A 23,275-nucleotide genomic window follows, 5' to 3' on the forward strand; every position below is an offset into this window, starting at 1 on the left:
CCCTGAGCGTCCGGCACGTGGCTACAGGCCCTGCCAGTCGGGCTTGTCCGCGTAGGTCTGCCGGTAGTAGTCGCCGAGCTGCAGGCGTGAGGCCGCCGCGTCGTCGACCAGCACGGTCGCGTGCGGGTGCAGCTGCATGATCGTCGCGGGCCACATCGCCGAGACCGGGCCTTCCACGAGCTGGTGCACCGCCTCGGCCTTGGCCCGCCCCGTGGCCAGCAGCACCAGGTGCCGCGCCGCCATGATCGTGGCCAGCCCCTGCGTCAGGCAGTGCCGCGGCACCAGGTCGACCGACCCGCCGAAGAACCGGGCGTTGTCCTCCCGGGTCTGCTTCGTCAGGGTCTTGATCCGGGTGCGGGAGGCGAGCGAGGAACCCGGCTCGTTGAACGCGATGTGCCCGTCCGTGCCGATCCCCAGGATCTGCAGGTCCACTCCCCCGGCATCCGTGATCGCCTGCTCGTAGGCGGCGCACGCCGCGGGCAGGTCGTCCGCGAGGCCGTCGGGACCCTGCACCGCACCAGGGACGAAGTCGACCCGTGACGCGATCTCCTTCTCGATCACGTTGCGGTACCGCTCGGGGTGGTCGGCGCTCAGACCGACGTACTCGTCGAGCATGAAGGCCCGGGCCCGCGCGAACGAGAGCCCCTCCTTGTGCCGGGTGGCCAGCTCGTCGTACACCGCCAGCGGCGACGACCCCGTGGCCAGCCCCAGCACCGCCTCCGGGTTGCCCCGCAGCAGACCTTCCACGGCGTCCGCCGCCAGCCTCGCCAGCTCCGCCGCCGGCGCGATCACGACCTCCATCAGCTCCTCCTCCCCAGCACCGCGGCGCCCACCGCCGCGACCGGAACGTGCGTCGGCGCCAGCCTGACCCGATCCGCGAGCTTGAGCGACCCGAGGAACGACGACACCTTGGCCTGCTCGCGCAGCGCGTCCTGCACCGCGTCCAGCAGCTCGGTGCCGAGCAGCGCCACGCCGCCGCCGAGCACGACGTGCCGCACGTCGGTGGCCAGGACCAGCAGACGCACGGCGGACGCCGTCGCGGACGCGAACCGGTCCTTGACCGCGATCGCCTCCTCGTCGCCGGCGCGTGCCGCCTCGAACAGCTCCACCGGGGCGGGCTTGCCGTACCGTGACGGCCAGGCCGCCTCCAGCGCCTTGCCCGACGCGAACCGCTCCAGGCAGCCGCGCTGGCCGCACGGGCACTCCGGTCCGTGCGGGTCCACCGGGATGTGCCCGATCTCGCCGGCCGCGCCGCTCGCGCCCCGGCGCAGCTCGCCGTCCAGCACCAGGCCGGACGCGAGTCCTGTGCCCAGCGCGAGGAACGCGAGGTCCTCGTGCTCCGGCGCCCCGCCGTCCTGGCCCTCCGAGCGCTCCAGCACGTGCGCGGCGCCGACGGCGGCCACGTTGAGGTCGTTCTCGACCACCACCGGCACCCCGCCCAGGGCCAGGGAGAGCAGGTCGGCGAGCGGCAGCTCGTCGTCGTGCACCCCCAGGTTGACCGCGTGCTTCACGGTGCCGGACACGTGGTCCACGATGCCGGGGATACCCAGCCCGACGCCGACCACCGACGCGAGCTCCACCCCGCCGGACTCCACCACGTCCCGCACCGCCTGCGCCGCGCCGGCGACCAGGCCCTCGGCGCCGTGCACCGTGGACCGGCGCACCGTGGCGACCACCTCGCCCGCCGGATCGAGGAGCGCACCGAGGATCTTGGTGCCGCCGATGTCGAGGCCGACCGTGTACTCGGACGCGCGCCCGGTCACCGACCGGGCACCACCCTCCCGCTTGCCGACCTTTCCCATCCCGACCTTTCGCTTGCTCGACCTACTCGTGGAACTGCCGCTTCCGGACTTCCGCCTACCGCCCATCAGCCCTTCACCGCGCCGGAGACCAGCCCGCCGGTCATCCGGCCCTGCACGATCAGGAAGAAGATCACCGCGGGGATGGCGATGAGCACCGACGCGGCCATCACCGCACCCCAGTTGGTGGCCTGCGTGGCCTGCACGAACGTCCGCAGCCAGAGCGGAAGGGTCATCGAGTCGGGCCGCTGCATGATCACCAGCGCCATGACGAACTCGTTCCACGCCTGGATGAAGGCGAACACGCCGGTGGCCACCAGGCCGGGTGCGAGCAGCGGGAACGTGACCCGCCAGAACGCGCCCACCCGGGAGCACCCGTCGATCATCGCAGCCTCCTCCAGCTCCTTGGGTACACCGTTCACGAATCCGCGCAGCGTCCAGACGGTGAACGGCAGCACACCGGCGGCGTAGACGATGGTCAGGCCGATGATCGTGTTCAGGAGCTGCCAGCCGTCGATGATCCGGAACATCGAGATGATCATCGCCTCTCCCGGGATCATCTGGACGACGAGGATCAGCACGATGAACGTCCGGCGGCCCTTGAACTGGAACCGGGTGAGGGCCAGCGCCGCGACGAAGCCCACGACCAGGGTGATGACGAGGGTCAGGAACGTGACACCGACGGAGTTCGCCACGGCCGGCGAGAAGGGGGCCCGCACCTGGCCGAACATCGCCGAGCGGTAGTTGTCCAGGGTGAACACGTCCGGCGTCGGGAAGAACGCCAGGTTCTCGCCGCGGATCCGGTTGTTCGGCAGGAACGACGTACTGACCATCCAGTACACGGGGAACGCCGACAGGGCGAAGACGATCACGGCGATGACGCCGTACCCGGTGTCGGCCAGGCGCTTGCGGATCTTGATCACTGCTCGTCCTCCCGCAGCGTGCGCCGCACGTAGGGATAGGCGATGGCCAGCATGACGGCGACGAAGACGACGCCGATGGCGCTCGCCAGGCCGTAGTGCCCCTGGGCCATGCCCATCTGGTAGATGTAGACGCCGATGGTGTTGGTCAGCTCGCGGTCGCCGCCGATGTCCTGCAGCACGAACACCTGGGTGAACAGCTTCAGGTCCCAGATCATCGACAGGACCACGAGCACCGTGATGATGCTGCGCACGTAGGGCACCTGGATGAGCCGGAAGCGCTGGAACGCGCTCGCGCCGTCGAGCTGCGCCGCCTCCATGACCTCCTCCGGGACCTGCGTCAGGCCCGCGTACAGCGTGAACGCGACGAACGGCACCGCGCCCCACACGACGATGCAGGTGAGGATCGTGAAGAACGACAACGGGTTGAGCAGCCAGGAGTAGCCGAACCACCGGTCACCGGTGATCGCCGTGAGCAGGTTGTTCACCACGCCGTACTGCGTGTCGAAGATCCAGCCCCACACGGTGGTCGCGGCCAGCGACGGCATCGCCCAGGCCAGCAGCAGGCCCACCGACACCAGGAGCCGCAGGGCCTTGCCGACGCGCATCATCAACAGGGCGACGAGCATGCCGATCACCATCGTGATCACCACGAGGACGACCATGAGCACGAAGCTGCGCAGCAGGACGGTCCAGAAGCCGTCGACGTCGGTGAGGATCGTCGCGTAGTTGTCGAACCCGACCCACTCGGCGGGCAGGCCCATGAGCTGGGCGCGCTCGTACTCCTGGAACGACATCACGACGAGGCGGACGACGGGGTAGCCCGTCAGCACGCCGAGCAGGATCATCGTGGCCGAGAGCATCAGCCAGGGCAGGTAGGGGGTCCGGTTCTTCTGCCGGATCTCTTGGTGGGACGGCGCCACCGGTGGGTCGAGAAGTGTGGAGCTCATGTCCTGTCTTCCTGCGAGGCGCACGACAGCCGCGCTCCGCGAAGGAGCGGCCGAAGGCGTCAGACGGGCAGTGGTGTCCCGTCCCGCCCGGGATCCTGAGGTCACCGGGCGGGACGGGAAGTCGTGCTGACCAGGGATCAGCTGTTGAGGATCGCCTCGATGTCCGCGTCCAGCTTCTCGGCCACCGTCTTCACGTCATCGCCGGCGGCGATCCGCGAGAAGGCGGTCTGCAGCAGGCTCTGGGACTCGACGTCGGCCCACTTCGGGGAGGCCGGCGTGAGCTTGGCGTTCGCGGCGGCCTCGGCGGCGGCCTTGCCGATCGAGGTCGACTGGTCGACCTTCTCGAAGAGCGAGGTCTTGGCCGGGAACAGGCCGATCCCCGCGAGGATCGACTGGTACTCGTCGCTGAGCAGGATCTCGTAGGCGCTCATCGCGAGGTCGGGGCGGGCCGACTTCTGCGCGATGGCGATGTTGGAGCCGCCGGCGAACACCTGCGCGGCGCCGCCGTCCTTGCCCGGCAGGGCGAGGCCCTGGAGGTCGGAGCCGTAGGTGGAGGCGCAGCCGGGCACGCCGTCCGGGTCCTCGGGCTTCTCGGGCGCGTTGATGGACCACTGGATCCAGCTCGGTGCCGACAGGAAGGCGACCTTGCCCTCGCAGAACGGCACCTGCAGGTCGGTCTCCTGCGCGTCGGACGGGGCGTTGTTGCCCTTGGTCATGATCGTCTGGATCTGCTCCAGGCCGGCGAGACCACCCTCGGAGGAGAAGCCGGCGTCCCACGTGCCGTCCTCGGCCTGCTCGGCGACGTAGCCGCCGTTCTCCCAGATGAAGGGCAGCGCGTTGTACCAGTCCTGACCGGGCCAGTACACGCCCGACAGGTCGTCGGTCTTCAGGTCGACGGCCGTCTCGACGTACTCGTCCAGCGTGGTCGGCACGGGGGTGTCGCCCAGGACCTGCTCGGAGTAGAAGACCACGCGCGAGCCCGAGTAGTACGGCAGGGCGTAGTGCTTGCCCTCCCAGTCGCCGGCCTCGACGAAGCCCGGGAGCAGGTCGGCGCCGCCCAGGTTCTCGAACTCGTCCGCGGTGATCTCGCGGAAGTAGCCCGCCGAGGTGAACGCGGCGGCCTGCGTGTTGCCGATCTCGACCACGTCGGGGGCGTCCGAGCCGGCCAGCGCCGTCGTGTACTTGTCGACCAGGCCGTCCCAGGCCTGCTCCTCGATCGTGAGGGTGCTGCCGGGGTTCGCCTCCTCGAAGGTCTTCTTGAGGTAGTCGCGCGCCTCCGGGGGCGTGTCGGTACCGACGAGCCAGACCCGGACCTCGCCGGGGCCGGTCTCCTCGGGGGCGGCAGCACCGCCGGCGTTACCGCAGGCGCTGAGCGCGAGCGTCAGGGTGATCGCCGACGCCGCAGCGCCGACGAGACGGTTCTTGTTCACGTGTGGGTTCCTCCCGGGATACGACCGTGTGTCGCGGAACAAAGGGAAAGCTCGATGGGATGCCCACCGCCCACGCGTGCGCACTGATGCTCACGAGACCCCCAGCTGGGCGGAAAGCACGAGGACGGCGGCACCCGCCAGCACCACGTCCTCGTCGAGTGCGGCCATCCGCAGCTGCAGGCCCGTGTTGATGGCCGGCATGGTCCGCTGTCGGATGGTGTCCAGCGCAGCCTCGCGCAGGGGGCCGTCGAGCAGGTCGCGCGGACCGCTCAGCAGCACCTCCGTGAGGTTGAGCGCGCTGACGACCGGGGCGAGGGTCACGCCCAGCACCCGGCCGGCCGACGCCAGGGCGGCGTCGGAATCTTCTGGGCTCTTGTCCGCGACCGCGCGCCGCAGCGCCGGGACGGAGAGCACCGTCTCGAGGCAGCCCACGCGGCCACACGCGCACGGCTCGCCGTCGTCGACCACGGTGACGTGGCCGATCTCGCCGGCGGCGTCGTGCTGGCCGTGCACCCGCACGCCGTCGACCACCACGCCCGCGCCGACGCCCGCGCCCAGGGTGACCACCAGCATGCTGCCGGTCGCCCCGCCGTAGGTGAACTCGCCGAGCGCCGCGGTGTTGGCGTCGTTCGCGACGTGCACGGGCAGGCCCAGGCGCTCGCCCAGGATCGCCGCCAGCGGCACGTCGTACCAGCCGCGGTTGGGAGCCTCGACGACGCGCCCGTCCAGGTCGATGATGCCGGGCGAGCCGACGCCGACGCCGATCACCGGGTGGCTGGCCGCCGCGACGAGCCGGCGGACGAACCGGGTGAGCAGGTCGACCAGCTCGTCGCCCGTGCGCCCGTCGATGTCGAGCTGACGGCGCACCATGATCTCGCCGGTGAGGCTGAGCACGGCGCCGCGCATGTGGCCGTGCTCCGTGAGGTCGACCGCCACGATCTGGTAGGCGTCCGTGCGCAGGCCCACCAGGATCGCGGGCTTGCCCACGCGCTGGCCGGGCCGCGTGCCGAGCTCCTCGACCAGGCCCTCGGTGATGAGCACCGAGACCAGGTCGGAGATCGTGACGCGGGTGAGCGAGGTGGATCGTGCGAGGTCGGCCCGGGAGGTGGGCCCCTCGTGGAAGAGGTGCTGCAGCACCAGGGACCTGTTGTGCGCCCTGGCGTGCTCGGGGAGCACCTTGGACGTCGCGCGCAGCCGTGCCCCGAGCCCTCGCCCGGTGCCGCTGCGTTCTGTCGCCGTCGCCATGTTTGTTAGTAGACCTCCTTAACAGAGTCCCTGTCCATTGCCCGGTATGACCCGTAACAAGACTGTTACTTGGGTCACGCTGCTCCTGGCAGGGGACATGCCCTGTTCGACGTGGACGGATTACTTCACGTGCCTGACGAAAGCGAGCCTGCCGTAAGCGGGCGAGAGGAGCACGACGTGACCGGAACGTGATCAAGAACCGTGCAAAACCAATGAAAAATCGGGTCACCAGGGCCACAAGTTCACAAAGGGATCACAGTTCTCAGGTGAGGCGGGTTCCGACACCGTCGGGCTCCTACGCTCGTCCCATGATGCGCAACCGGTCTGCCCTGGGGGACGCGGGCCCGCCCGCGCGCCGACTCGTCCACGCACTTCTGGCAACAGTCGTCGGGGGCGCGCTCGCCGTGTCCCTGGCAGCATGTTCGGGCGGCGGAGCAGGGGACTCCAGCGGATCCGAGGCGGCGACCGACGGCGGCGCCGCACGCAGCGAGATGGCGGCGCCCGACACCGCGGCCGACGGGGCCGCCGGTGCCATCGGCGTCGCCGAGGCCCGCGAGGAGGCCGTCGACCGCGAGCTCATCACCACCGGCAACGCGACCCTCGTGGTGGACGACCCGTTCGACGCGGCCGAGCAGATCGCCGACCTGGTCGAGGAGGCCGGCGGCCGCGTCGAGGCCCGGGACGAGCGTGCCGAGACCGACGACGAGCTGGGCAGCGCGTCGATGACGCTCCGTATCCCCGCCGACCGCGTCTCGGCCACCCTCGACGCCCTCGACGAGCTCGGCGACGTGCGCGACCGGCACGTCGAGACGGTGGACGTGACCGGCACCGCGCAGGACCTCGACGCCCGCATCGAGGCGCTCCGCACCTCGACCGACCGGCTGCGCGAGCTCATGGCCGGCGCCGACCGCACCGCCGACCTCATCGAGATCGAGGCCGAGCTCGCGACCCGTCAGGCCGAGCTGGACTCGCGGGTGTCCGAGCGGAACCGGCTCTCGGACGAGGTGGCGATGTCCACCCTGCACGTCGAGATCGTCGCGGAGGGCACGCCGGCGGCGCAGGCCCGGCCCGGCGGGTTCCTCGGCGGCCTGTCCGCGGGGTGGAGCGCCCTGGTGAGCACGTTCAACGTGGTGGTCCTCGTGCTCGGCGCGATCACGCCGTGGCTCGTGCTGGCCGGCCTGGTGCTGCTGGTGGTGGTCGGCGTGCGCCGGCAGGTGGCCAGGAGCCGCGACGGCGGCCCGGCCTCCCCCACACCGGATCCGGAGCCCGCCCCCGCGGAGTAGTCCGGGTCAGTCGGTGACCGCGAGCGCGTCGATCTCGACGAGCATCTCCTCGCGCGGGAGCCCCGTGAACACGGTGGTGCGGCTCGGCAGCACGCCGCCGGGGCAGTGCTTGGTCACGAACTCGCCGTAGGCCTCGTTCATGATCGCGAAGTCCTCACGCTTGGTGAGGTAGACCCGCAGCATCACGACGTCGTCGAACGTCGCGCCGCCGGCCTCGACGATCGCCCGGACGTTCTCGAGCGTGCGGGTGGTCTGGGCGGCCACGTCGCCCAGGTGCACGTACTCGTTCGTCGCCGGGTCCATGGGGCCCTGGCCCGAGACCTGCACGAACGGTCCCTTGCGCACGCCCTGGTGGAAGGTGTGCGCGGGCGCCGGGGCGTCCGGGGTCGAGATGGCGGTCTTCGCGGTCATCGGTATCTCCTTGTGGTTCGGTGTTCGGTCAGAAGCTCAGCGTGACCTGCTCGGCGACCTCGTCGCCGCGGGTCACCAGGGCGGTGCGGTACTTGTCGAGCGTGGTGCACGGGTGCGAGATGCCGAACCCGACCACGTCGCCGGGCCGGAGCGCGCCGTCCGCGGCCGCGTCGAGGGACAGGTAGGCGTGCTGGTCGTTGAGCGCGGTCACGGCCACGCCGGACAGCTCGCGGGCGTCGCCGATCCGGCCGTCGGCGCCGGCCGGGCGCACCACGAGCGGCGTCGGCAGGTCGATGTCGAACGAGACGTCGCGGCGCCCCATCCCGCAGATGACCAGCCCGGGCTCGGGGGCGGACAGCACCGAGGCCCAGACCGTGATCGCGGGGCGCAGCGGCTCGGCGCCCAGGCGGGTCCACGGGTCGGTGCGTAGGTAGTGGCCGTGGTCGTGGGTCACGTAGGCGCCGGACCGGAGCACGATGCGGGTGGGCACCTGCCCGCCGTCCGCGGCGGTGAGCGGCTCCCCGAGGCGCCGCGTCACGACGTCGGCGAAGGCGCTGCCGCCCGCGCTCAGCACCACGGGCCCGTCGACGAGGTCCGCGACCCGCGCCCCGGCCTCCCGCAGCCCGTCGCACCACCGGCCGACGGCGGCGAGCTCCTCGTCGCTGGTGCCGCCCGCGACGGGTCCCTCGTAGCCGGCGACGCCGACCAGGCGCAGCCCGGCGTCGTGCACCCGGCCCGCGAGCGCCGCGACGTCGGCCACGGTGCGCGCGCCGGTGCGGCCGCCCGGGACGCCGAGCTCCACGAGCACACCGAGCCGCGCCGCGACCTGCGGGGCGGCGCCCGCGAACCCGGCGGCGAGCAGGTCGACGCCGCGCGCGGAGTCGACGTAGACCCAGACCTCGTCCGCGGTGCCGTCACCCAGGGCGGTGCGCAGCCAGGCGATCTCGCGGGGGTCCACGAGCTCGTTCGCCAGGAACGCCCGGCGCCCGGCGCCGGGGATGCCCCAGCCGAGCGCCGTGCGGAGCTGCGCGGGCGTGGCCACGGTGGCGCCCCACGCCCCGGCGGCGACCTGCCGTTCCCAGATCTGGCGGGACATGTGGGTCTTGACGTGCGGTGCGTGCTCCACGCCCGCGGCGGCGAAGGCGCCCGCGACGGTGGCGATGTTGTGGTCCAGCGCCGGCTCGTCGAGCGTCAGCAGGGGCCAGGAGAACCGGGGGTCGTCGATGCGCAGCACGCCCCCATCTTGCCGTGCGGGTCGGTGTGCCGACGAAACGGTCCGTTTGTCGGGCGTTACTACCCCGATGCGGGCCGCAGGCCGTGCCCCGGGGTCTCTCCCGTGAGGGCTCCGTTCGCCAGGACGGGGATCCCGGCCACCAGCACGTCCTCGATGCCCGTGGCCGGCGTGCGCGGCAGCTCGTACGTCGCCTCGTCCTGGACCCGGCCCGGGTCCACGAGCACGAGGTCCGCCACGGCACCGGGCACGAGCCGGCCGCGGCCCGCGAGGCCGAACCGCCGGGCCGCCCGGGCCGACAGGTGCTCGGCCGCGTCCCACCAGCTCCACGCGCCGCGGCGCACGTGCTCGTCGAGGAACCGCGCGAAGGCGCCCCAGCCGCGGGGGTGCGGCCGGCCGCCCCGGTAGATCGCGTCGGACCCGGCGAGGTGGCCCTCGTACCCGGCGAGCGTGCGGACCGACTCGGGCGAGTTGGTGGGCGGCTGCGCGAACACGCAGCTCGCGCGCAGCGCGGTGGTCGTGAGGATCTCGACCACCGTGTCGGAGGCCGAGCGCCCGAGCCGGGCCGCGACGTCGGGCAGGGTCATGCCCTCGGCCCACTCCATGCCGGGCACGGACGCGAAGGTGATCCGCGGCCAGAGGTCGCTCAGGCCGGCGAAGTGCTCGCTCAGGCGTCCGGCGATGGCGGGGTCGCGGAGGGCGGCGACGGTCGCGGCGGCGTCGGCCACGGGGAGCCACGTGGGCAGTGAGACCATCGACAGGATGGAGCAGCCGCGCAGGTAGGGGTAGGAGTCGTAGGTCAGGTCGTGGCCCGCCGCGCGCGCCGCCCCGATGCGGTCCAGCAGGTCGCCGGCGGGACCGTGCAGGTGCGACACGTGGGTGGCGACGCCGGACGCGCGGGCAATCCGCAGCAGCTCGTCGAGCCCGGCGACGCCCTTGTCCTCGTAGCCGCGCATGTGGCTGACGTGCGGCAGCCCGCGTGCGGCGACCACCTTCGCAAGAGCGACCAGCTCGCGCTCGTCGGCGTAGGCGGCGGGCACGTACTCGAGGCCCGTCGACAGGCCGCAGGCGCCGTCGTCGAGGGCCTGCTCCAGCAGGTCCGTCATGGCCGCGATCTCGTCGTCCGACGCCGGTCGCTGCGCCGCCCCCAGCACCCGGTACCGGATGGTGCCGTGGGGCGCGAGGTAGGCGACGTTCACCGGGACCGTGCGGTGGTAGGTCGTCAGAAGGTCGCCCACGGACCCGCCCGCGAACACGGGGTGGTCGCCGTCGATCGCGGCGAAGTACGTGCTCGCCCACGCGTAGGTGGCGGGGTCGGACGGCGCGAAGGACACGCCGTCCTGGCCGGTCACGATCGTCGTGATGCCCTGGCGGAGCATCGCGAGCTGCACGTCCGGCTCGAAGACGGCCGCCTCGGCGTGCGTGTGCGCGTCCACGAACCCGGGCAGGGCGACGCGGCCGTGCGCGTCGAGGGTCGGTGCCTCCGGCCCCGCGACGTCCGGCACGGCGAGGTCCCGCGCGCCCGCGCGGGCGATCGCCGCGATCCGGCCCCGCACGACGTGCAGGTCCAGGGGTTCGGACAGGGTCCCGTCGGGCTGGGGCAGGCGGGCGCCGCGGACCTGGACGGTGCCGGTCACGTGTCGCGCTCCGGGGCCGGGTCGTCCACCGGGCTCCGCTCCGGCAGGTTCTCGACGCCGCCGTCCTCCCGCCAGCCGCCGAGGCCGGCCCAGCCGCCGACGGCGGTCTCGGCCGCGAGGTCCCGCGGGTAGCCCTGGACGCCGGGCCGGGTCTGCCAGGGGTGCGGCCCGGCGAGCGGCCGGTACTCGACGCCGTACGCGTCGAGGCGCGGCAGGTGGTGCCGCTCCAGCCGGTCCAGGAACTCCTTCGACGCCGCCGAGCCCGGCTCCCGGTCGCCGCGCGGCGACCAGGCGACCTCGGCGAACGCGGCCAGCCGCGGGTAGGTCGCGTAGTCGACGCGGCGCGCGCTGTCGAGGTGCTCGGTCCACACCTGGGCCTGCGCGCCGAGCAGCCGCCCGGTCCGGCCGCCGACCGGCTGCGCCTCGACCAGCTCCGCCGGGAGCGGGTCGAAGGCGTAGACGTCCTCGATCGTGCGCAGGAAGCCGACCGGGATGGGTTCCGCCGGGTGGTCGCCGGCCCGGTGGTCCAGGTAGACGGCCTGCTCGGGCGCCATGACGACGTCGTGCCCCGCGGCGAGCGCGGCGGCGCCCTGGGCATACCCGCGCCAGGAGGTGACGATCACGTCGCGCGGGAGCATCGGCGAGACGGCCTCGTCCCAGACGACGGCACGGCGGCCCGCGGCGGACACGTGCTCGGCCAGCCGGGCGACGAACGAGCCGTGCAGCCGGCTGACGTCCACGGCGCCGTCCGGCCCGAACAGGCCCAGCGCCCGGGCGCGCTCGACGATCTGCGGCGACTCGCGCCAGAGCGTCGGCGGCACCTCGTCCCCGCCGAGGCCGATCCAGGGCGCGTCGAACACGTCCAGCACCTCGTCCAGCACGTGCCGGAAGAACGCGAGCGAACCCTCGGACGGGTCGAGCACGTCCTGGCTGATGCCCCACGTGGTGCGCACGCCGCTGCGGTCCTTGCGCGTGCCGAGCTCGGGATAGGCGGCGACGGCGGCCTCGACGTGGCCGGGCACGTCGATCTCGGGCACCACGGTGATCCCGCGGTCGCGGGCGTACGCCACGATCTCGCGCAGGTCGTCCTGCGTGTAGAAGCCGCCGTGCGGACGTCCGTCGCGGGAGCCGGTGCGCCAGGTGCCGACGGTGGACTCGCGCCGCCAGGCCCCGGTGCGCGTCAGCTCCGGGTACCGGTCGATCTGCACGCGCCAGCCCTGGTCGTCCGTGAGGTGGAGCTGCAGCACGTTGAGCCGGTGGGCGGCGGCGAGGTCGACGAACCGCAGCACGTCGTGCTTGGGCAGGAAGTGGCGGGCCACGTCGAGCAGCACGCCGCGCCAGGCGAACCGCGGGTGGTCCTCGATCCGCACGACCGGGAGCACGGGTGCCGGGGTACCCCCGGACGGTCCCTGGTAGTCCGCGGGCGCCCGGCGGAAGGCGGCCGGGCCGGCGAGCTGGCGCAGGGTCTGCGTTGCGGCGTGGGCGCCGGCGAGGTCCGCGGCCTCGACGTGCACCGTCCCGGGTGCCGCGGAGTCCGCGCGCACCTCGATCCGGTAGCCCCCGGCAGGCAGGTCGGACGCGAGGGCGAGGACGACGTCGGCGGGCCCGTCGGTCACCGGCACGAGGTCGATCCCGAAGGCCTCCTCGGTGACCCGGCGCCACCAGCGCGCGGCGGGCCGCAGGGCGGGGTCGGTCAGGACCCGCGCGCCGTCACGGAGCAGCACCGAACCTCCCGGCACCTGCGTCGACGCAGGCAGGGGAACAAGGCCAGGATCTCCGGGCTGGTGCACGCCGGACACCCTAGCGCGGCGTCCCGTTCAGGGGACGGTCACTCCCGGCGGAGGATCGGTTCCAGCGCGCTCAGGACCGCCGGGTCCTCGATCGTCGAGGGCACCGTGGGGTGCTCGCCGTCGGCCAGCTGGCGCATGGTGCGCCGCAGGATCTTGCCCGAGCGGGTCTTGGGCAGCCCGGCGACGATCTCGACGTCCTTGAACGCGGCGACCGGGCCGATCTGGTCGCGCACCGCGGCGACGAGCTCGGCCGGGACGCCCTCGGGGTCGACCCCCGCCTTGAGCACCACGAGGCCGCGCGGCACCTGCCCCTTGAGCTCGTCGGCGACGCCGATCACCGCGCACTCGGCCACGGCGGGATGGCTCGCCAGCACCCCCTCGATCGCGCCGGTCGACAGCCGGTGGCCCGCGACGTTGATGACGTCGTCGGTGCGGCCCATGACGTAGACATAGCCGTCGTCGTCCACGTAGCCGCCGTCGCCGGAGAGGTAGTAGCCGTCGAAGGCGGCGAGATACGACGACACGTACCGCGCGTCGTCGCGCCACAGCGTGGGCAGGGTCCCGGGCGGCAGCGGCAGCCGGAGCGCGAGGCTCCCCTCCTGGTTGGGTCCCGCGACCGACCCGTCCGGCAGCAGCACCTGCACGTCGAAGCCCGGCACGGGCACCGACGGCGACCCGGGCCGGGTGGGCATGGGGTCGAGCCCGCGCAGGTTGGCGACGACGGCCCACCCGGTCTCGGTCTGCCACCAGTGGTCCACGACGGGCACCCCGAGGATCCGGCCCACCCACTCGTACGTGCCGGGGTCGAGCCGCTCCCCCGCGAGGAACAGGTGCCGCAGCGAGGTCGTGTCGTGGGCGGCCACGAGGATCCCCTCCGGATCCTCCTTCTTGATGGCGCGGATCGCGGTCGGGGCGGTGAACAGCGCCTCGACGCCGTACTCGGCGACCACGCGCCAGAACGCGCCGGCGTCCGGCGTGCCGACCGGTTTGCCCTCGTAGAGCACGGTGGTCGCGCCCGCGATCAGCGGCCCGTAGACGATGTACGAGTGCCCGACCACCCAGCCGACGTCGGACGCCGTCCACCAGACCTGACCGGCCTCGATGTCGTAGATGTTGCGCATGGACCAGGCCAGCGCGACGGCGTGCCCGCCGTTGTCGCGCACGATCCCCTTGGGCCGGCCCGTGGTGCCCGACGTGTACAGGATGTAGAGCGGGTCCGTCGCCGCGACCTCGGCGCAGGGCGCGGGGTTGGTGCGCCCGGCACGCATCGCGGTGGCCCAGTCCAGGTCCCGCCCTTCGACGAGCGTCGCCACGGCCTGCGGCCGCTGCAGCACCACGCACGACGCCGGCGCGTGGTCGGCCAGCTCGAGCGCCCGGTCCAGCAGCGGCTTGTACTCCACGACCCGGCTCGGCTCGATACCGCAGGACGCCGACACGACGACCTTGGGCTGCGCGTCGTCGATCCGCACGGCCAGCTCGTTCGCGGCGAACCCGCCGAACACCACCGAGTGCACCGCGCCCAGGCGGGCGCAGGCGAGCATCGCGACGACCGCCTCGGGCACCATGGGCATGTAGATCACCACACGGTCGCCCTGTTCGACGCCGAGGTCGCGCAGGGCGCCGGCGAACGCCGCGACGTCCTGCAGGAGGGTGGCGTAGCTGATCGTCTCCGCGTCGCCGGTGACCGGGCTGTCGTAGATCAGCGCGGTCTGTTCGCCCCGTCCCGCGATGACATGCCGGTCGAGCGCGTTGTAGCAGGTGTTGAGCCGCCCGTCGGGGAACCAGCGGTAGAACGGCGCGTTGTCGCCGTCGAGCACCCGGGTCGGTTTGCGGAACCACGAGACGAGTGCCGCCTGCTCACCCCAGAACCCCTCGGGGTCGGTGAGGCTGCGCCGGTAGACGTCCGCGTAGTCGGCCATGGGCCCTCCAGCTCTCCGCCGCGAACCCCGGTGTCCGCGCCGCTGCCAGTGTGCCCCGGAGGTGCGGGATCGTCGAGCGGGCGGCCTCAGCCGGGGTGCGTCCAGGCGAGGTCGGCCTGGCGGCCTCCGTAGGACGCTGGTCGCCGAGGTGCCGTTTGGCGCGAAGGCGGTGGCGGGCGGCGCCGGCCGGGTGGGCCTGGCCGATAAGGGATCGGGGCGTTGCGGGGGTTGGTGTGGCAGCCGATCTGGTAGCGGCTGCGGGGTGTGTGCCCGTTGCTCGGTCCCGTCATGCCGACGGCGGGGGTCCAGGCCGGGGTGGTGGATCGCTCGGGAGCTGGTGCCTGGCCGTGGGCGGGTCCCGTGGGGCCGGTCGCCGCTGCTTCAGCGGGCAGGATTGCGGCGGCGCGAACCACGGTCGTGCCGCGGACCGGTGCCGCGCCCTGAGCAGGTGTCGTGTCAGGGACCGGGATCGCGTCGCGGACTGTGGTGCGAACCAGCGCATCACGAGCCGGCGTTGCATTGCCGGTCGTGACCGGTGTCGGTGGTGTGGGCGCGACCGAGACATAGGTGTGCCCCGTCGGTGTCACCGTCTCGACCGCGTCGCGGCCGTGGACCTGGGTGGTCTTCTGCCGCCAGCCGGGTGATTGCTTGGCGTGGTTGCACCGGGCACACAGCCCTTGGCCGTTATCGAGGCTGGTCGCACCGCCCTGGACGTGCGGGGTGACGTGGTCCAGGTGCCGGATCGGGGCGTCACACCAGGGGCTCGCACAGATCCCCTGCTCGCGGGCGCGCAGGAGCGTAGCCAGGCCGTGGGGGTGGAACCTTGACGTCGACGTGCTGGCCAGCAACCTGCCGTGCGGGTTGACGTAGATGCTGCGCAGCCACGCGGTGTCGGTCTCGATCGCATGCGCCGCCAGACGCCGGGCGACCGGCGCCGGGACCGTGCCCACACCCGCCGGGGCGCCCTCCAACACCACACCGGGCTCGTTACCACCTGCCAACAGGGTCTCGTCCGAGACCAGGAGGTTGATCGTGACCGGTACGTCGTTCGTGTGGCCAGGCTGACGGGCGGTGACGCGTTCGATCAGGGTGTCGGCCATGATCTGCCCGACCCCACGCACGTCCCCGGCCGTCTTGGTCGTCTCGGCGTGGGCCTTGAGCTGGGCGTAGGCCTGCACGCCCTCGGCCATGGGCACCAGGGCGGTCAGGTAGACCATCAGGTCGGGTGCGGGCCGCACAGACACCCGCCGCTCCGACACCGCCCTCGCGTTCCGCTTCACGCACGCGTGCACATCCAACCGGGCGGCCAGCTCCTTGATCCGAGCGACCAGACGGCGCGTGCCCATCCGGGCCAGCTCCGCCAGACCGGCTGGTCCGCAGATCCCCTCATCGATCAGGGCGCGGTGCTCCACGGACAGGTGGGACGTCTCCCGGACCAGGAGCGTGGCCCGCCACGACGACAACACCCCAGCCTGCAGCGCCGAGAAGGTGTGGGGCATCTGCGTGACCCACACCCGGGCCGTGCCCAGGAACCCGGCACCGGCGTGGGGGCTCACCCGCAGCGCGGCACCGACCTGGTTGGGCACCCCACGACCCCTGCGTTCGGCCCTGATGCTCTGCGCTGCCTCTTCGGCCCGTGTGGCCTCGTCCAACACCACGGCCAACCGGGCCTGCGTCGCCGTGACCGCATTCTTCAACGCCTCCAGCTCACCAAGCAGGTCCACCCACTCCGCCTGCACCCGCGGCCCGCCACCCGGGCCATCGTTCGCACCCGCGACCCTGACCATCTCGTCGGCACCCGGCAAGACCATGCCCGCCACCATCTGACGCACCGCCCGCACACCCGCAGCATCAACCACCGCGGCATCTACGATCCCGGCCCGCACGGCACCATCAGACGGCACTCCACCGCGGGCAGCACCGACCCGACATGCAGCTCGTCGCCCGTCCGTGTCAACACCTCACCAGTACGCGTCATGCCATCAACCTATGACACACACGTTCGCACCGCTCGTCGAACCGACCCTGTCTGCCATCAGCAGAAACCGACGGCTGCCTCGCTCGCGACCCTGTGGATACACCACTCGTCGAGCGCGGATCGGATAGCGTCCCGGGCGCCCGAGCTGGGCCGAGGTCGGTCGAGTTCGCACGCAGTCGGGCCGTCAGCGAGCGGCGATCCTGGCGCGTCATCTGCTCGCGCAAGCCCGACCGCCGGCGCGAGTCTGGAACGAACTCCGCTGCGGCCCGTTCCGGCGAGAGCCTGTCAACCGACGCGAGCGTGCTCGATGCCAGCCTCCTGCTCGGCTTCGATCTCGGCATGTTCAACACCACCCTGTCCGGCGCCCGGCGCTTGGCGCCCGATGCTTGGTGCTTGGTGCCCGGTCGGCGTCGGCCCCGCCAAAGTGCGCCTCTACCCAGTCAATGGGCCCGGAAACCACAGTAGATCTGGGCCAGATGACTGGGTAGAGGCGCACTTCCGACCAGCGGCTGGCGCGCAAGCGCCGTCGTCCTGACGACACATAGCGGGTATGAGCCCGCTGCGAGCACCACTCCGCGCCCTCGGCACCGGCCTGGCCGGCGTCCTGCTGCTCGGCGCGTGCGCCGGCCCCGCCAGCCCCGCCGGCCCCGCCGACCCTGCCAGCCCCGCCGGCCCCGCATCCGACGGTGACCAGACCGGCGACACGGCGGTGTCCGCGCCGCCTACGCCCTCGGCGCCGGGCGCGGTGACCGCCGTCGCGACCGTGCTCCAGGAGGGCGACGGACCGCCCGAGCTCTGCCTGGGCGGGGTGGCCGAGTCGTACCCGCCCCAGTGCGGCGGACCCGAGATCGCCGGATGGGACTGGGACGCCGTCGAGGCGGAGGAGTCCGCACAGAGCACCACCTGGGGCCAGTACACGGTCGAGGGCACCTGGGACGGCGCGACCTTCCACCTCACCGAGGCGGGCGCCGCCCCGGCCGAGCCGCCCGCGTCCGACGACGACCCCCGGCTCGCGCCGGACAACGCCGGGGCGGCCGGAGCAGGATCCGGCGCCGACGAGCTGCAGAGCGAGGTGTTCGACGACCTCGGCGGCCTCAGCGGCTGGGTGGAGAACGGCTACGTCTGGGTGACGGTCGTCTACGACGACGGCAGCATCCAGCGCTACGCCGACGACACGTACGGCGCCGAGACGGTCGCGGTGCTGTCGGCACTGCGCGACGTCGAGTAGGCCGGCCCGGCCCGCGAGGCGGGCACCAGACCCCGGGCACGACGAAGGCCTCGCCGGAACACCGGCGAGGCCTTCTGCCACAGGGCTGTCACGTGGAGCTGCCGGGAATCGAACCCGGGTCCGGTATCGGTTAACGAGGACTTCTCCGGGCGCAGTCTGCTATGGATTTTCTCGGCCCCCGCGCTCGCGCAGACACGTTCGCGGACAGGCCCAGTCATCTAAGTGTTCCCGTAGCCCCGATGACGAGAGCTACGAGCAGTGGCTTTCTAGATGACGCGGACTACCGGAGCGAAAGCAGACTCCGGGCCCACGGACTTCGGGCTCGCTCAGGCGGCGAGGGCGAAGTCGTTGCGCGAGTTATCGGCAACTATTGGTTTACAGGCATCGTTTACGAGATAAGCCTGCATCCTCGGCCCGCTTCTCCTCGAAGCACGACCACCGTCGAAACCGATCAGCCCCTATGGTGTTGTCAACCAGCTCCCCGGGCTCTCGCCCGTGAAGTGCTCCCAGTCTAGGTGATCAACACCCTGGCCGGGAACGTTATTTCCTCAGCCGAGCATCTCCTTGTGCCGGATCGCCCGCTGGGCCTCCCGCATGTCCTGCTGCTCGCGCAGGGTCTGGCGCTTGTCGTACTCCTTCTTGCCTCGCGCGAGCGCGATCTCGACCTTGGCACGGCCGTCCAGGAAGTACAGCGACAGCGGGATGAGGGTGTGCCCCTTCTCCCGGGACTTCGACTCCAGGCGCGCGATCTCCTCGCGGTGCAGCAGCAGCTTGCGCCGGCGCCGCGGCGCGTGGTTGTTCCACGTGCCCTGGAAGTACGCGGGGATGTGGACGTTCTCGAGCCACGCCTCGCCGCGGTCGATGGCGGCGTAGCCGTCCGTCAGGGACGCGCGACCCATCCGGAGCGCCTTGACCTCGGTGCCCGAGAGCACCAGTCCGGCCTCGAAGACGTCCTCGATCACGTAGTCATGACGGGCCTTCTTGTTGTTCGCCACGATCTTGCGCGGATCATCGACGTTCTTCTTGGCCATGGTCTCCCTCCGGGGTCTGCGGCTGCGCGGTACCCGCTGCGGGGCGCGCGACGTCCCAGTTTACGCGCCCGTACCGCGGGGACCAGGCTTTTAGAGCCAGGTCATCGGGTCCACGGTGGAACCGTTGATGTAGAGCTCGAAGTGCAGGTGGCAGGCCGTGGACGTACCCGTGGTGCCCGAGTAGCCGATCAGCTGCCCGCGCGAGACGCGCTGCCCCGACGAGACGGCGAAGGACGTGAGGTGGTTCGAGCTCGTCATCACGCTGGTACCGCTCGACGTGTAGCCGTGGTCGATCAGCACCTGGTTGCCCAGACCCGCCAGAGTGCGGGCGTAGAGGACCGTGCCGTCGGCGGCGGCCAGGATCGGCGTGCCGCAGTAGGCCCGGAAGTCGGTGCCGGCGTGCAGACGGGAGTAGTTCAGCACCGGGTGGAACCGCATGCCGTACGACGAGGTGACGAACGGGTTCGCCGTCGGGTAGCTGAGGAACGTCATGGTGCCGGCGCCACCACCACCACCGCCGGACGAGGAACCACCACCGCCGGAGGAACCGCCCGAGGAGCCCTGCTCCTCCTGACGCTGCTGGGCCAGGCGCTCGTCCCGGGCCTGCTGCTTGCGGATGATCGACTTCAGGTCGGACTCGATGGAGCTCAGCTCCTGCTCGTTCGCCTGCATGCTCTCCAGCGCGGCGTCCTTGCGCCGCTCGATGCGGGCCTTGAGCCGCTGCTGCTCGGCGATCAGGCGCTCGATCTCCGCCTTGCGCTCCACCGCGGCCTGCTTGGCCGCCTCCTTGGACTCCACGTTCTCGTCCGCGAGGCGCTTGAGCTCGGTGACGACCTCCCGGATGGCTGTCAGCCGCGCCTGCAGGTTGCGGGCGGTCGCCTCGGCATCCTGCAGCTCGGCGAGCGTGCGCGCCCGGATCCGGGCCGCGGACGACGACACGGAGTACCCGTCGATGAACTCCTCGGTGCTCTGGGCGCCGGTCACCAGCCCGAGCGTCGAGGCGCTGCCGGAACCACGGAACTCCTCGCGGGCCATCTGCGCGATGTCGTCGCGGGCGGCGTCGACCTTCCCGGAACCGTCCTGGAGCAGCTGGGTGACCTGTGCCTCCTCGAGCTGGGCATCGGCCAGCCGCTGGGCCAGGATCGCGGCCTCCCGCTCCGCCCGCTGCAGCTCGGCCTCGGCCACGGCGAGCTCTGCCTCCGCCACCGGCAGCCGGCCCTCGACCTGGTCCAGCTCGAGCACGGCGTCCGCGAGCTGCGAGTCCGTGTGCTCCAGCTCGGCCTCCAGGCTCTCGCGCTCCTTCTCCTTGGCCGCCTGCTGGCGCTCCGCGGCGGCGCGGCGGTCGTCCAGGTCGTCGGCCTGGACGACGGACGAGCCGCCCAGCAGGAGCAGGACGGCGAGCGCCGCGGCCAGGGTGCTGCGGCCGGGGACCCTGGAGCGAGGGTTTCGGGGAGTCGACATCAGATCCTCGTGTACCGGTTCAGCGTGAAGAAGGACGAGAGGGCGGCCAGTGCGACCGCCATGACCACGAGCAGCGGCGCGACGCGGAACACGTCGACCTCCGACACGTAGGCGACCCAGTCGACCGACCGTTCGAGCCAGTCGCTGACCATGAACCGCACGGCGAGCCAGAGCCCCCCGCCGGCGAGCAGGGAGCCGAGGACGGCCGCCAGCGCCCCCTCCAGCAGGAAGGGCAGCTGGATGAACAGGTTGGACGCGCCCACCAGGCGCATGATCTCCGTCTCCTTGCGCCGGGAGACGGCACTCAGCCGGATGGTGGTGGTGATCAGCAGCACCGCGGCCAGGAGCATGACGCCGGCCAGCCCGGCCGCGAGCAGGGTGGCGACGTTGAGCGTGCGGAACAGCGGCTCGAAGACGGCGCGCTGGTCCTCGACGATCTCCACGCCGTCCCGCCCGGACAGGACGTCGCTCACGACGGCGAACTGCTCGGCGTCGGTCAGCTTGAGGCGCAGGGACGCCTGCATGTCGTCGGCGGTGAGCTGCGTGCCCTGGTAGCCGTCGGGGTAGCGCTCGCTGAAGGCCTCGAACGCCTGCTGCTTGGACTCGAAGTAGACCTTGCTGACCTGGGAGGACAGCTCGGTGTCGATGACCTGGCGCACGGCGTCGATCTGGTCGTCGGTGGCCTCGCCCGTGGCGCACGTGGGCGACACGGAGCCCTCCGGGCAGAGGAAGACGGAGACCTCGACGAGGTCGTACCAGTCGTCCTTGAGCTTGCCGATCTGCGCCTGCAGCAGGGCCGCGGCGCCGACGAACGTCAGGGACACGAACGTCACGAGCACCACGGCCACGACCATGGTGGTGTTCCGGCGCAGGCCGCTGACGACCTCGCCCAGCACGAACTGGAAGCGCACCTCAGGACCCCCGCACCGTCTGGACGGGCGCGCGGGTACCGCTGCCGGGGGCGTCGAGCACGGGCGACGCGCCGACGTCGGGCAGGATCGCCTCGCGCTCGCCGTAGCCGCCGCGGGCCTCGTCGCGGACGACGACGCCGTCGGACAGCTCGACGACGCGGCGGCGCATCTCGTTGACGATCTCGTCGTCGTGCGTGGCCATGACCACCGTGGTCCCGGTGCGGTTGATGCGGTCCAGCAGGCGCATGATGCCAAGCGAGGTGGTGGGGTCGAGGTTGCCCGTGGGCTCGTCGGCCAGCAGGATCTGCGGCCGGTTGACGATGGCGCGAGCGATCGCGGCGCGCTGCTGCTCACCGCCGGAGAGCTCGGTGGGCATGCGCTTGCCCTTGCCCGCCAGGCCGACCATGTCGAGCACCTCGGGCACGGTGTCCCGGATGACGTGCCGCGGCTTGCCGATCACCTGCAGGGCGAACGCCACGTTCTCGTGGACGGTCTTGTTCTGCAGCAGCCGGAAGTCCTGGAACACCACGCCGAGCTGGCGGCGCAGCGTGGGCACGCGCCAGCCGGAGAGGTTCGCGACGTCGCGCCCCGCGACGTAGACGCGGCCGCGCGTGGGCCGCTGCTCGCGCAGCACGAGCGACAGGAAGGTCGACTTGCCCGAGCCGGAGGCCCCCACGAGGAAGACGAACTCGCCACGCTCGACGTCCACGGAGACCTGGTCGAGGGCAGGTCGTGCGCCGCGCGCATAGACCTTCGACACGTTCTCGAACCTGATCACGAGCCGACCCTAGGTGGGAGATCGGGTGGCGTGTCGGGCAGACACGCCGACGGCGCTCACCCCGTTGGCCGGCGTCGTCCGCCATACCTGCCCAAAACGTGCGCAAGCGGCATTTTGCCGTTGCCGTACCTCGTGCCGGAGCATGCCGGATGGGGTCTCATGGAAGAACCGGCCCCCGGCAACAGGAGCGTGAGCTGATGCGTGCTGTCGTGTTCGAGAAGTTCCAGACCTTCCCCACCCTCAAGGAGGTGGAGCGACCCAGTCCCGGCCCGGGTGAGGTGCTGCTGAAGATCGCCGGCTCGGGGGCATGCCACTCCGACGTGGCGCTCTACAAGGAGTTCGCGGAGGGGCAGCCGGGGTCGTTCGCGCCGCCGTTCGTGCTGGGCCACGAGGCGTCCGGCTGGATCGAGGAGCTGGGTCCGGGCGTCACCGGGTTCTCGAAGGGTGACGCCTACCTCGTCTACGGCCCGAACGGGTGCGGGCACTGCAGGGCCTGCTCACGCGGGCAGGACACCTACTGCGAGAACGCGGCGTCCATGCCCTGGGCGGCGACGGGGATCGGCCGCGACGGCGGCATGGCGGAGTACATGGTGACGCCCGCGCGGAACCTCGTGCCGCTGGGCGACGCCGACCCGGTCGCGGCCGCTCCCCTGGCCGACGCCGGCCTCACCCCGTACCACGCGATCAAGCTGTCGCTGCCCAAGCTGGCGGGCGGCGGAAAGTTCGCGCTGGTCGTGGGCCTGGGCGGGCTGGGTCAGGTGGCCGTGCAGATCCTGACGGCACTGACCGGCGCCACCGTGATCGCCACCGACATGAAGCAGGACGCCATGGACCGCGCCGCCGCCAACGGCGCCGTCACCGTGCCGGGCGGGCCGGACCAGGTGGCGGCGATCCGCGAGCTCACGGGCGGACGCGGCGTCGACGCGGCCTTCGACCTGGTGGGGGCGGCGCCCACGATCAGGACGGCGCAGGCATGCCTGGCCCAGCAGGGACGGCTCACCGTGGTCGGCATCGCGGGCGGCGTGACCGAGTGGAGCTTCTTCACCAACCCGTACGAGGCCGAGCTCACCAACACCTACTGGGGCACCGTCGAGGAGCTCTACGAGGTGGTCGCGATGTACCGGGCGGGGCAGATCGTGCCCGACGTCGAGCGGTACACCCTCGACCGGTTCGACGAGGCGTACCGCAAGCTGGAGTCGGGTCAGCTCTCCGGCCGCGCCGTCATCGTGCCGCACGCCTGAGCGGGCGCGGGCGGCCGTCCGGGCCGCCCGCC

The 23,275-nt window shown here is 72.1% G+C and carries 19 protein-coding genes and 1 other RNA gene; 3 read left to right on the forward strand and 17 right to left on the reverse strand.

Translation table 11 applies throughout. The features are described 5' to 3' along the window. Positions 1–21: 21 nt before the first annotated feature. From nagB to AB0I29_RS07670, 6 genes are all read right to left on the reverse strand, one after another. Positions 22–801, reverse strand: a complete 780-nt coding sequence (gene nagB / locus AB0I29_RS07645) for a glucosamine-6-phosphate deaminase (protein WP_357479986.1) — start codon at positions 799–801, stop codon at positions 22–24. Further along, entirely contained in the window at positions 801–1,802 is a 1,002-nt protein-coding gene (locus tag AB0I29_RS07650; protein WP_357479989.1) for an ROK family protein, read from the reverse strand. The genes nagB and AB0I29_RS07650 overlap by 1 nt, the downstream gene beginning before the upstream one ends. A gap of 65 nt (positions 1,803–1,867) precedes the next feature. Beyond that, positions 1,868–2,722 (reverse strand): carbohydrate ABC transporter permease, encoded by an 855-nt coding sequence (locus tag AB0I29_RS07655; RefSeq protein WP_357479992.1) that lies wholly within the window; start codon positions 2,720–2,722, stop codon positions 1,868–1,870. Next, positions 2,719–3,669 carry a sugar ABC transporter permease gene (locus tag AB0I29_RS07660; RefSeq protein ID WP_285102900.1) on the reverse strand — a complete coding sequence of 317 codons (951 nt, stop codon included), beginning with the start codon at positions 3,667–3,669 and terminating at the stop codon, positions 2,719–2,721. Before AB0I29_RS07660 ends, AB0I29_RS07655 begins: the two co-directional genes overlap by 4 nt. Positions 3,670–3,806: 137 nt before the next feature. Next, the gene (locus AB0I29_RS07665) at positions 3,807–5,099 is read right to left on the reverse strand and encodes an extracellular solute-binding protein (RefSeq protein WP_285102898.1); all 1,293 of its coding nucleotides are present in this window, start codon (positions 5,097–5,099) and stop codon (positions 3,807–3,809) included. 90 nt (positions 5,100–5,189) lie between these two features. Further along, entirely contained in the window at positions 5,190–6,344 is a 1,155-nt protein-coding gene (locus AB0I29_RS07670; protein ID WP_357479997.1) for an ROK family transcriptional regulator, read from the reverse strand. A 308-nt stretch (positions 6,345–6,652) separates the two neighbouring features. Here AB0I29_RS07670 and AB0I29_RS07675 point away from each other — a divergent pair, with 308 nt between their 5' ends. Continuing rightward, a complete protein-coding gene (locus AB0I29_RS07675) occupies positions 6,653–7,627 on the forward strand; it encodes a DUF4349 domain-containing protein (RefSeq protein ID WP_285102895.1) in 975 nt (324 codons plus the stop codon). Between the two features lie 6 nt (positions 7,628–7,633). Here the strand turns inward: AB0I29_RS07675 and AB0I29_RS07680 are convergent, their stop codons facing one another. From AB0I29_RS07680 to AB0I29_RS07705, 6 genes are all read right to left on the reverse strand, one after another. Next, the gene (locus AB0I29_RS07680; protein WP_357480001.1) at positions 7,634–8,038 is read right to left on the reverse strand and encodes a RidA family protein; all 405 of its coding nucleotides are present in this window, start codon (positions 8,036–8,038) and stop codon (positions 7,634–7,636) included. A gap of 28 nt (positions 8,039–8,066) precedes the next feature. Beyond that, on the reverse strand, positions 8,067–9,272 hold the full coding sequence (locus tag AB0I29_RS07685; protein ID WP_357480004.1) for an alanine racemase: 1,206 nt from the start codon (positions 9,270–9,272) through the stop codon (positions 8,067–8,069). A gap of 59 nt (positions 9,273–9,331) precedes the next feature. Beyond that, a complete protein-coding gene (locus AB0I29_RS07690) occupies positions 9,332–10,906 on the reverse strand; it encodes an amidohydrolase family protein (protein WP_357480007.1) in 1,575 nt (524 codons plus the stop codon). Continuing rightward, entirely contained in the window at positions 10,903–12,705 is a 1,803-nt protein-coding gene (locus AB0I29_RS07695) for a beta-N-acetylhexosaminidase (RefSeq protein WP_357480010.1), read from the reverse strand. The genes AB0I29_RS07690 and AB0I29_RS07695 overlap by 4 nt, the downstream gene beginning before the upstream one ends. Positions 12,706–12,734: 29 nt before the next feature. Then, a complete protein-coding gene (locus tag AB0I29_RS07700) occupies positions 12,735–14,615 on the reverse strand; it encodes a propionyl-CoA synthetase (protein WP_357480013.1) in 1,881 nt (626 codons plus the stop codon). A gap of 86 nt (positions 14,616–14,701) precedes the next feature. Next, entirely contained in the window at positions 14,702–16,426 is a 1,725-nt protein-coding gene (locus AB0I29_RS07705) for a DUF222 domain-containing protein (protein WP_357480016.1), read from the reverse strand. Between the two features lie 717 nt (positions 16,427–17,143). Between AB0I29_RS07705 and AB0I29_RS07710 the strand changes: the two genes are divergently transcribed. Continuing rightward, on the forward strand, positions 17,144–17,821 hold the full coding sequence (locus tag AB0I29_RS07710) for a hypothetical protein (protein ID WP_357480019.1): 678 nt from the start codon (positions 17,144–17,146) through the stop codon (positions 17,819–17,821). A 90-nt stretch (positions 17,822–17,911) separates the two neighbouring features. Here the strand turns inward: AB0I29_RS07710 and ssrA are convergent. The 5 genes from ssrA to ftsE form a co-directional block, all read right to left on the reverse strand. Then, positions 17,912–18,280, reverse strand: a transfer-messenger RNA (tmRNA) gene (ssrA, locus tag AB0I29_RS07715). 89 nt (positions 18,281–18,369) lie between these two features. After that, the gene (gene smpB, locus AB0I29_RS07720; RefSeq protein WP_285102881.1) at positions 18,370–18,852 is read right to left on the reverse strand and encodes an SsrA-binding protein SmpB; all 483 of its coding nucleotides are present in this window, start codon (positions 18,850–18,852) and stop codon (positions 18,370–18,372) included. Positions 18,853–18,942: 90 nt separating this feature from the next. Beyond that, positions 18,943–20,313 (reverse strand): peptidoglycan DD-metalloendopeptidase family protein, encoded by a 1,371-nt coding sequence (locus tag AB0I29_RS07725; RefSeq protein ID WP_357480022.1) that lies wholly within the window; start codon positions 20,311–20,313, stop codon positions 18,943–18,945. Then, on the reverse strand, positions 20,313–21,224 hold the full coding sequence (gene ftsX, locus AB0I29_RS07730) for a permease-like cell division protein FtsX (protein WP_357480025.1): 912 nt from the start codon (positions 21,222–21,224) through the stop codon (positions 20,313–20,315). Before ftsX ends, AB0I29_RS07725 begins: the two co-directional genes overlap by 1 nt. Before the next feature lies 1 nt (position 21,225). Continuing rightward, positions 21,226–22,002, reverse strand: coding sequence for a cell division ATP-binding protein FtsE (gene ftsE / locus AB0I29_RS07735; protein WP_357480028.1), 777 nt, complete (start codon positions 22,000–22,002; stop codon positions 21,226–21,228). 197 nt (positions 22,003–22,199) lie between these two features. Here ftsE and AB0I29_RS07740 point away from each other — a divergent pair, with 197 nt between their 5' ends. Then, positions 22,200–23,243 (forward strand): NAD(P)-dependent alcohol dehydrogenase, encoded by a 1,044-nt coding sequence (locus tag AB0I29_RS07740; RefSeq protein WP_357480031.1) that lies wholly within the window; start codon positions 22,200–22,202, stop codon positions 23,241–23,243. Positions 23,244–23,275 lie beyond the last annotated feature (32 nt).

This window comes from Promicromonospora sp. NPDC050262 (assembly GCF_040655935.1).
Taxonomy (GTDB): Bacteria; Actinomycetota; Actinomycetes; order Actinomycetales; family Cellulomonadaceae; genus Promicromonospora.